The 11,245-nt window shown below is 54.2% G+C and carries 5 protein-coding genes; 3 read left to right on the top strand and 2 right to left on the bottom strand.

Annotated elements, in window-relative coordinates:
* The coding region (locus AC06ND_RS02545) for an MG2 domain-containing protein (protein WP_475677427.1) at positions 1 to 4,850 on the bottom strand (4,850 nt) is incomplete at its 3' end.
* A complete protein-coding gene (locus AC06ND_RS02540; protein WP_475677426.1) occupies positions 4,832 to 6,181 on the bottom strand; it encodes a bifunctional folylpolyglutamate synthase/dihydrofolate synthase in 1,350 nt (449 codons plus the stop codon). The genes AC06ND_RS02540 and AC06ND_RS02545, both read right to left, overlap by 19 nt.
* A 63-nt stretch (positions 6,182 to 6,244) precedes the next feature.
* Between AC06ND_RS02540 and AC06ND_RS02535 the strand changes: the two genes are divergently transcribed.
* From AC06ND_RS02535 to ppdK, 3 genes are all read left to right on the top strand, one after another.
* Positions 6,245 to 7,342, top strand: coding sequence for a hypothetical protein (locus AC06ND_RS02535; RefSeq protein WP_475677425.1), 1,098 nt, complete (start codon positions 6,245 to 6,247; stop codon positions 7,340 to 7,342).
* Between the two features lie 6 nt (positions 7,343 to 7,348).
* Positions 7,349 to 8,692 carry a PhoH family protein gene (locus AC06ND_RS02530; protein WP_475677424.1) on the top strand — a complete coding sequence of 448 codons (1,344 nt, stop codon included), beginning with the start codon at positions 7,349 to 7,351 and terminating at the stop codon, positions 8,690 to 8,692.
* Positions 8,693 to 8,787: 95 nt separating this feature from the next.
* A partial coding sequence (gene ppdK, locus AC06ND_RS02525; protein ID WP_475677423.1) for a pyruvate, phosphate dikinase occupies positions 8,788 to 11,245 on the top strand: 2,458 nt, incomplete at its 3' end.

The raw sequence follows: 11,245 nt of genomic DNA, 5'->3' as shown, positions 1-11,245 counted from the left end.
GGCCTGAGAGATGCAGGGCGAGGTACGCAGACATGCACGAAGCTGCGGTTCTCTTCGTTCCAGATTCTGACTTCGGAAACGATCTTGTCCCCGACAGACAGAACATCACCAGACTTGAGGACACTTCCGTCCTCCCTCTTATACAAAACCTCAACCTTGAAGCCATTTCCAGCGGACCTGATCTGCTGGAATGGCAATTCATTTTCGCCGGAAAGAATCAGCACGCGCATGTCCTTCATCGCCTCGCTTCCGTCCATCACCGACGATAGCGCTTCCATGTAGGCAGGATCAACATCCCACTGCTGGGTCTCCTTCTGCACCATGATCCATATCCTGATCGCATCGGCGAGCTCCTCATAGCCGAAATCACGGAAGATATCGCAGAGCAGGGCATGAGCCTGAAGCTCGCTTTCCATGAGTCCTCTGAACGGCATCACCGCATTAGGGAAGTATTTGCCGCCGGAACGATGATCCACAGCATACTCCAGGAGAGATGCGACATCCGCTTCGAGAGAGCGCAGCATCTTCTTCTCTGCAGAGAGACGCACGCCGATCGCCTTTGCAAGCCTCAATCCATCATCTGAAGCCGTAAGCAGGCTGAGCGTACGTATCCTATAAGCCTTCGTAAGGATCGCACCATTCACGCCACGTCCATTCTTCGGTACGAGATACTGGCTCACGGCCTTTCTGTAGTCCGCGCTTGGCAGAGCAGCCAGCTTCACATCCGCATAGTGAGCGCGGACGAGGAGATATTGCTCCAGCGACATACCGCCGCACCATGAAGGCCTCTTCCTATCCTTGAGCATCTGCGTATCTATGTACTTCACCGCAGACTCGAGGACATCATCGTCAATTCCGAGAGAAAGTCCGCGATCCTCCAGGGCCGCAGCTCGTTTGAGTATGGTGGCAGTGACGACAGGTGATGAGTCCATTCCCTCGAACCATCCGAATCCACCGTCCGCATTCCTGCATGCAAGTATCTTATCAAGCATCCCACCGTCAAGCTTCTCCATTCCGAGAGTCCCGGCGATTACCGACGCATAGAGGGACTCGGTGAGAGAGATTACATCCTTGGCTTCTGTCGATATCTTTTCCGGAACGGCTTCGCGGATAAGGTCCATGATAGTCCTTTCCGAAAGTACGGCTGCCTCGGCAGGCACATTCACGAAGAGAGAGCGCAAGTGTGCGATGATCGCGTCCCTATCCTGACCTGCGAAGACGATGGACGAATGCGACTCGCGTATTGTCTGCGAAGGGCGCTTAACCGGCACGCTGACGAAGAGGCCGTCTGAAATCGCAGTGCCGTCCTCATTGCCGCTGAACACCAGCTTTAGTCCCAGGACTTCTGCCTGAGGCACATCGATCTCGAAGTCGACACCTTCTGCTCCGCCCGCCTCAAGAGTGACAGACTTCGAGCTAGAAGCGACAGGACTCGCGTTCTCGTGCTTCGCGGTAGTATATACATACGCAGAGACCTTTCCGCTGACAGGATGTTCGCTTGAGTTCGACAGATTTGCCTTCAGCACATATCTGTCACCGACATAGAGGAACTGAGGTTCCATCACAGAAAGCTTCACAGGGACGGTCACCCTGAACTCCTTTCTCGTCACGGCGCTATGCATGCTCTTGTCATGGACGAACACGCCCATAACATAGGTTGAAAGCTTGTCCGAAGTCGTGAATTCGAAGCTTATATTGCCGTTCTTGTCAGAGCGGAGGAAAGGCTGGAACGCTATCGTATTGGCAAAAGACTCTCGTACCATACCCACGTGCTCCGGTTCATCATCCTCGGTATACCCGTCGTACTCGTCAGAATCGAGGACCATTGCCGACTCAGCCTTGGCTGCACGCATGACCTTGGTATTTACCGCAGCATCAGACATCATCTCCTCTTCTTCAACGAACTCCCTGTAATAATGAAGGTCCGCAGAACCACAATAAGACTGGTACGGAACATAGGGAGCCGGCTGCTTCTGGAGATAGATCTCGTACCAGTAGTTTGGGTATATGACCTCGGTGGACTCGTCGAATATGGAGACAAGTGCTTCCACACCTGCGGCGCTTGAAAGGGTCGCGCCATATTTGGTCGCAGGCGAGGTAACGTCCGTGAAACGGCTCACGGCAAGAGGCAGGCGGACCTCATCTTCGGCACGCCTGAACTCATGTCTGTACTGTCCGCTTCGGCCATTTCTGAAATAGAACACATTCATCGTGACGACAGACGGCCATGTACCCGGATACTTTATGTCCAGTCGCTCCACTGCACCCTTTTCTATCTTCACGAGCTCCGAGCGGAGCAATTTCTTTCCTGGTCCGAAGAAATCCACGCACGCCCATACAGGACCCTGTCCGGCAGCCATCTGAAGCATCTGTCCGTCACCGCTGCCTATCACGCGGAAAAGGCTCTCGATGTCGGCATTGAACGCGGTATCGTCATCGGAAATCTTCACGAAGCTTTCCACGTCCTTGCCTGAGACCACGCTTCCGTCCGCTTTCTTCGCCGTAATTTCGGCCTCAATCCTGTATTGTCCGGACCTGAGCGCCTTGATATCCACATCCTTCTTCTCCCCGAGCTGTAGCGTTCCCACGCCGACGACTTTGTCTTGTTCATCGAGCAGTCGATAGATAATGTCCGCATCGGCATTATTGCCGGTCTTGGTCTGATGACTATAGTCCATGTATGTCCCGACGGTAAGGACATCACCCACCACGACGTTGCGAAGTGACGCTTCGACAACATTCGAGATCTCCAGATTCACGGAAGGACGGCGAATGACAGTGAACGCATCAACGAATTCAAGAGTCTCTCCCGTGTTGTCCACGACCTTGACCCTGACGCTGTGATAGCCCTGCTTGACATCCTTCGCCACCAATTCGAAAGAGCCGTCCGGAGCAACTGTCACGACCTCGAGTTCCTCATCGGCAATCATGTATGACTGACTGACCTTCGCATAGACCTTCGCAGATGCCAGAGAGTGGCCGGAATAGCTGTTGGCCCATGCCTTGATCCGCACGGTATCACCCTCGAGAAAGAATCTGTCTTTGGATTCGAATCGCACCTCAAAGCTCGGAAGCACGAACTCATCCACACGGAATCCGGCATCGCCGACCAATACGCCTCCGTCCATGACAGAGATTCGGAAGAATCCGTTCCTGAGCCCGGTCGGAATATCGAAGGAACCTGCGACAGAACCGAATTCATTCGTATTGAGCTTCAGCTTTTCCGTCTCATTTCCCTCGGCATCATGCATGATGACGGTCACATTCTTGCCGGACACCGGAGAATAGTCATATCCTTTGTTTTTATAGACAACGGCCTTGAACTGCACAGTCTCACCAGGTTTGAACGCGCATCTGTCCAGCATGACGTTCGCCATGGTCGACTCTGCCACATTTTCCTCATCTACGGAATAATAGTCGTAGATGTTCACTTCGTCCGAACTGCGGAAGATCCCGTCGGCGCCGTCCCTACAGCTGCACACCAGATACTGCTGGCTGTAGCGGCCAGTTCTGTTCTTCTGCTTCATGGCCGACTCGATCTTCTCCGGAAGCCGGGTGAAACCGTCGAGCGCAAGGTTCTTGACGCTGGCAACTTCCTTTCCTTTCTCGTAAAGGCTCAGGTCGACAGACTTGATAGGCTCGCCGCTCTTATAGTCGGCGACATAGATCGAATGCCCTCGAGAATCCTCCCTTACGGCAACGGAGATGGTATTTCGATTGTAACGAGACTTCGCATTGACGTCCTTGGCCTTCAGAATCACGTCATAGGAGCCGTCATCGATGACGGGTATCTTCAAGCTAACTTTGTCATACACGTAGAAACTGCCGGATGGATTCTCCACGGTGGTCTTCCAAGCCTTCTTGCCATCTTTTCTCGAGACGAATTCCACCTCTGCCTTGTCGAGGTTGCGGAACCTGACGGTCAATTGGTCATTCTCAATCTCGAAATCCAGGGAACGAGACTCAAGACGTTTCACGAGAGACTCCACATGGGACTCGCAGGCCGCGAGCTTGCCCTCCATGCCACTGAAGGCCTTTCTCTGCTTCTCGAAAGCGAGGCAATCATCGTAGAGGACCTTATACTGTTCGCCAGTAGACTTGCCGTCTCGCTCCAAGGCACCCATCCTGTCCTGAAGAAGTGCTGCACGTGAAAGCATTGACGCCGCCTTTCCCGCATACTTACGGGCATGGTCTGCAAGTGCCTGGCTGCCGGAGGTACCAAGCCTGCCGTCGGAAGCATCGAAATACTCGAGTATGGCACGGTCCGGATACCTTTCTTCCACCAATTCCTTCAGTCCGTCTGAGCATTTCTCACCGCGAAGACGGCATGCCCACAGGGCGAATTCGAGATCGTTCCTGACCAAGCCATCAATGAAGGAATCCAAGCCGGCCGAGCTTCCGAACCACGCATCGTGAAATGCAGTCACATTGCTCTGCCTGAGTTCCTGAGCGTGTGCACGAGCATATTCGAGAGTCGAATAGGAGGTCTGATTCCTCAGAAGATACATCAGGTCCATGACAGGCAAGCCATAGTCCTCGACGCTCTTACGGAAATCTTCCCTCGCCTTCTCTGCGTCCTTCCAGTTTATGCGACGGCGGACCTGAACAGAGTACTCAGATGCGAGATAGTAATCATACGGAATCTTCTTGGAGAGAGACTCCGAACGGATCTTTTCCAAAAGGGAAAGCTGCTTCTGCGGAAGGTCCTTGCTTTCTGCAGCACGATACTCCTTCCATAGTTCCTTCAACTGCAGATTGTCGTCGTCAACCATTGCCTTGCCAGGTCTGTCAAAAAGAAAAAGTGCAGCGACCACGATGGCCAGCGCTGCGATCAGATATGTCTTACCCATGATATTGCCTCCGATACTACATAAGTACTTCCACCGATGTAAATCAAAGGTAATGCCATAGTCTCGCAGAGACTGCGCGCAAGCGCGACCGCATCACCCACACGAGCCTCGACATGGACGGAAGCCGCGGAGCGTCCGAGAGCAGAAAAGTGCTCTGCAGCTGTCTCCGCAGGCAAAGCACGGTGATTGTCGGCAGCAGTGAAGACTATGTGTGCCCTCTGAGGTATCATCGAAAGGACGGCATCGACATCCTTGTCCGCTACGCTGCCGTAGACCATGACGAGATCCGAGACATTCCCTTCGTCGAGCATCTTCTCAAGCTGGCCGAAATTGTACTTCAGGCCATGGGCATTGTGACCTATGTCGCATATCGTGAGAGGATCGGTCGAGATGCGCTCCCAACGGCCATGGAAATCAGCCAGTCTTGCGGTGTTCTCGATGGCGTTCACGACCTCGGCGGAAAGTTCTGTGCCGAGTTTCTCGAGGGCCGCCAGAACCGTGCGGAGGTTCTTCCTCTGATAGGTGCCCTGAAGGTCCATCGCAGAGAGGATCTCATCCGCCCTTTCCCAGCCTCCAGGCTCGCACTTGTCCGCAAAGGTGAGCAAAGACATGATACGAGTCCTGTCTCCCATGAATTCCGTCTCCGGAAGGTTGGTATACAAGACCTTACGTTCGAAGACAATATCCGTTTCCGGCGAGCTCTCGCCCACCACCACAGGGATCTTCGGCTTGATGATTCCGGCCTTCTCGAAGGCTATCTCACCGAGACTTTCGCCCAGTATGTCACAGTGGTCGAGTCCGATGTTCGTGATCACGGAGAGATTCGGCGAGATGAGGTTTGTACTATCCAACCTTCCGCCAAGCCCACACTCTATCACGGCAAGGTCGACGCCCTGCCTGGCGAACCAGTCAAATGCCATCATGGTGGTTATCTCGAAGAACGAGAGACCGAGATTGTCGAAGGTGGAATCCCAAGTCTGTACGAAGTTCCAAACGTCCTCCTTGCCGATCAGGCGGACCTCACCATTCTCCAGCACCCTCATCCTCTCCCTGAAGTCGAGAATATGGGGAGAAGTGTAGAGTCCGACCTTGAGCCCGGTCGCTGACAGAGACGCCGCGAGCATGTTGGATACCGAGCCCTTTCCGTTGGTACCTGCGACATGGATCGTACGATAGCTGCGGTGTGGATGGCCTGCGAGCTGATCGAGGAATTCCATCCTGTCAAGGCCTGGCTTGTAGGCATCCTTTCCTGCTGTCTGGAAGGACTGGAAACGGGTATACAGACCCGCAATCATCTTTTCGTATGCGTCGTTGCTGAATGAAGATTCCATAAAAAATTTGAATGGCCGTCAAATTTACTTAAATTTACAAAGTTTTACGCATTTGCCCTTCACATGAAGCAGAACGAAGCACTGTATTCGCAGTATCTGATTGACGGCATCGAGACCGACAACACTCCGGCAGAGCTCCTCAGGGACTATGGGGAAGCTTATGTGCCAGAAGAGGTATGCCCGGGGCAGATCGTAGACGAATCCCTCGACCCAAATCCGAAACCCAGCACCTTCCGCCAGTCTCAGGTGGCCTCGTACATCGAGTCCATCATGAATCTTCCGGACAAGTTCCCTACGAGGCATCCTCGTTCAGGAGCCAAGACCAGGGTGGCAGTATCGCTCATAGACACCCTGTGGCTTGACGGGCATTTCCGCCTTGGCAACCTTGGACTCAGTCCAAAATGGAGATGGAACGACACGAAGATGGGTAACATGGCGGCGTTCTACCAGAGCGTCGAGGCCCTCTGCGAATATGTGAGCGAGATGGGGCTCAAGGTGGAGCAGTACGGATTCGAGGAGAGCGACGGAGACTGTCATCTCGACATCGACGTAAAGTTCTCGCCCGTCGCGACGATGGAAGAGGAAGAGGCCGACGAGATCGTTCCCGGAAAGAAGCGCAACTGCCCGGACAAGGCACGAAAGGAGGCCGACAGCTGGATAGTGTACGTACCATTCGACACATGTCCATACAGGCTCGGAGCATCAGCGCTATCGGCATTTGCCGGAAACGGCGCCGACAACGCTCCTGAAGTCCAGGACGCAGACTATTTCATCGACTGCTACGAGCTCATCCGAGAGATGGTGGAGGACGGAGTCGCCCTGAGCGGAGTGACCGTCGGAAGGGGCGGGCTCATGACAGCGGCCGCCAAGCTCTGCGCAGAGACAGGTACCACGCTCGACGTCAGCGGAATCGCAAGCTCGTACGACGAAGCGAGCGCTGCGCGCATACTTTTCGGAGAGGTCCCTGGCGTCCTCGTGCAATTCAGCGACATTGACTTTGACTACATAGACTCCCAGTTCCTACTCCAGGACGTTGCCTATTACCCATTGGGCCATCCTGACGGAACTGCAGGCCAGATCGGGGTACGTCACAGCAGGAAACCGGCAGTCGCCGGCATACTCGGTGCCCTCCTCGGACAGGCCAGCGAGGGAGAAGATTAATGACACATGAGCAAACCAAAGATTTTCGTGCTGGACACCAATGTAGTCCTCCACGACCACAAGGCCATCCGCAAGTTCCAGGAAAATGACCTGGTTATTCCTATTGCGGTAATCGAAGAGCTTGACCACTTCAAGAAAGGCAATGACGCCCTTGCGTTCAACGCGAGAGGCTTCGTGCGTGACCTCGACAGGATGTCCGACCGAAGACAGTTCGGAAAGGAAGGAATCCAGATCGGAAAGGGTCTGGGCAAGATCAGGATCGAGGTGAACCACCCATTCCCTGACGCACTCAAGGAGTGCTTCATGGATGACATCCAGGACCACAGGATCATCGCCACCGCGATGTGGGTCCGCGACCACAACCCAGACAGGTTCGTGGCCCTCGTGACCAAGGACATCAACATGCGAATGAAGGCGAAAGCCGTCGGGATGGAGGTACAGGACTATCTGACCGACCGTGTCGACGAGGAGAAGATCGAAGGTGTGGCCAAGGAGGTTCTCACCGTCGAGGACGTCAGTCCGGAGGAACTCCAGAAGCTCGTCTATGGACCGGAGAACGCTATTCCATGGAAGTCTGTATGTCCTAAGGAGCCGCTTCCTAACCAGCTTTTCAAGCTCTGCTGGCCGGGCGAAGGAGCACCGGTCACCACAGCCCGCTACGACAAGGCCACGGCACGCGTCGTGCTCGTAAAGGAGAGCAACGCATACGGCATCAAGCCTCGAAACGCGGAACAGAAATTCGCGATGGACGCCTGCATGAACAAGGACATTCCTCTCGTATCTCTCACCGGAGGTGCTGGTACCGGAAAGACTCTCGTGGCGCTCGCCTCTGCGCTTGAGCAGGAAAGGGACTTCGAGCAGATCATCATCTCCCGTCCTACCGTCGTACTCGGAGGACAGGACATAGGATTCCTCCCCGGAGACCAGAAGACCAAGATGAGCCCGTACGTACAGCCGCTGATGGACAACCTCAACGTGATCAAGAACGGATTCAAGCCAGGCAGCAAGCAGGCGCTTCACATCGAGAACCTCCTCAATGACGAGAAGATTCTCATCTCCCCTCTCGCATACATCAGGGGCCGCTCGCTCGGAAAGGTATTCTTCATCATCGACGAGGCCCAGAACCTCACCCCTCATGAGATCAAGACCATCATCACCAGGGCAGGAGAAGGCACGAAGATCGTATTCACCGGAGACATCTTCCAGATCGACCAGCCTTACCTCGACCAATGGTCGAACGGACTCACCCACCTGAACAACAAGTTCCGCGGACAGGTCCTCTTCGAGCACGTGAACATGAGAAAGGGAGAAAGGAGCGAATTGTCCGAAATCGCAGCAAAGTTATTATAAACTAAAAGTTTATTTTCAATAAACGCGATTTTTGATTATCTTCGCGCCCTATTTGGAAAACAGCAAAAAACAGATAACGTTATTTAGGTTAAATTATGGCAGAAAACAAGAAAAGAGTCTACCGTTTCGGCGGTAAGAACGCAGAAGGCAATGGCAAGATGCGCGAGCTCCTCGGCGGTAAGGGTGCAAACCTCGCCGAGATGTGTACTCTCAGCATCCCTGTACCTGCAGGTTTCACCATCACCACCGAGTGCTGTACTGAGTACTATCAGCTCGGCGGCGGTTACACCGCAGAACTCAAGAACGATGTAGCAGAAGCTCTCAAGGCTACTGAGGCAATCATGGGCATGAAGTTCGGCGATCCTGAGAATCCGCTCCTCGTGAGCTGCCGTTCAGGCGCAAGAAGCTCAATGCCTGGTATGATGGACACCATTCTCAACATCGGTCTCTGCTCAGCTACCATCCCTGGTATGATCAAGAAGACCGGTAACCCACGTTTCGTATACGATGCATATCGTCGTCTCATCATGATGTACTCTGACGTCGTAATGGAGAAGGCAGAGGGCATCGAGCCAGAGGACGGCAAGGCAATCCGCCAGCAGCTCGACAAGATGATGGAGGACCTCAAGGAGGCTAAGGGCTACAAGCTCGACACCGAGATCACCGCTGACGAGCTCAAGGACCTCGCTGAGGCATTCAAGGTACGTATCAAGGAGGTTCTCGGCGTAGACTTCCCTGACACCGCTGAGGCTCAGCTCTGGGGTTCAATCGGTGGCGTGTTCAAGTCATGGAACGGAAAGCGCGCTATCAAGTACCGCCAGATCGAGGGTATTCCAGATGATTGGGGTACTGCAGTGAACGTACAGTCAATGGTATTCGGTAACATGGGCGAGACTTCAGCTACCGGTGTGGCTTTCTCTCGTAACCCAGCTAACGGTGACAACAAGTTCTTCGGCGAGTGGCTCATCAACGCTCAGGGCGAGGACGTCGTTGCCGGTATCCGTACCCCTAACCCGCTCAACAACGCAACCAAGAGCCCTCAGAACCAGCACCTCGCATCTCTCGAGGACGCTATGCCTGAGGTATACAAGGAGCTCGACGACATCCGTCTCCACCTCGAGGAGCACTTCAACGACATGCAGGATATCGAGTTCACCATCCAGGAGGGCAAGCTCTGGATGCTCCAGTGCCGTATCGGTAAGAGAACCGGTCTCGCAGCCCTCAACATGGCAATGGACATGCTCGAGGAAGGCATGATCGACGAGAAGACCGCAGTAATGCGCGTTTCTCCTGCTCAGCTCGATGAGATCCTCCACCCAATCCTCGACCCAGCTTCTGAGAAGAAGGCTACCCCAGTAGCACACGGTCTCCCAGCATCTCCAGGTGGTGCCGTAGGTACCATCGTCTTCACCAACGCTGACGCAGTTGCTGCAGCAGCACAGAAGAAGAGCGTCATCCTCGTTCGTGAGGAGACTTCTCCAGAGGATGTAGAGGGTATGCGCGCTGCCGCTGGTATCCTTACCATGAAGGGCGGTATGACCTCTCACGCTGCACTCGTTGCACGTGGTTGGGGTAAGTGCTGTATCGTAGGTTGCGAGGACATGAAGATCGACCTCGAGAAGAAGGAGGTTTGGTTCGCAGGTTCAGACGTGAAGTATCACGAGGGTGACTCATTCTCACTCAACGGCGCAAAGGGTGCCGTATATGCAACCGCCATCGCTACCATGGATGCTTCTGACAACCCACGTTTCCAGAAGTTCATGGCAATGGCAGACAAGTTCCGCAAGCTCGGTGTCCGCACCAACGCTGATACTCCTGAAGATGCAGAGCGTGCTCTCGCATTCGGCGCTGAGGGCATCGGCCTCTTCCGTATCGAGCACATGTTCTACGGACGCAACTCTGAGACTCCGCTCAGCAAGCTTCGCAAGATGATCCTTTCCAAGTCAGACGACGAGCGTCGTGCAGCCCTCGCAGAGCTCGAGCCATACATGAAGGCTGCCGTCAAGGGTACCATGAAGGTGATGAACGGCAAGTCTGTTACCTTCCGTCTCCTCGACCCACCTCTCCATGAGTTCGTTCCTCAGACCGAGGATAAGAAGATGGAGCTCGCAGAGGAACTCCACATCTCTACCGCAGACATCGAGAAGCGTGGCGAGTCACTCCACGAGGTTAACCCTATGATGGGTCACCGCGGAGTACGTCTCCATATCACCTACCCAATGATCTCTGAGACCCAGTTCCGCGCCATCTTCACCGCAGCTCTCGAGCTCAAGAAGGAAGGCTTCGATCCACATCCTGAGATCATGGTCCCTGTAACCATCTCTGACCGCGAGCTTCGTTTCCAGAAGACCATCTGCGAGAGGGTTAAGCATGAGGTTGAGGCACAGTTCAACGAGTCTATCGATTACAAGTTCGGTACTATGATCGAGATTCCTCGTGCAGCTCTCACCGCTGACCGCATGGCTCGTACCGCTGAGTTCTTCTCATTCGGTACCAACGACCTCACCCAGATGACCTTCGGTTTCTCTCGTGACGATGTCGGCACCTTCATGG

Source organism: Candidatus Cryptobacteroides sp., assembly GCF_056207615.1.
The sequence above is the reverse complement of the archived record's forward strand: the minus strand, read 5'-3'. Positions and strand labels throughout refer to the sequence as shown.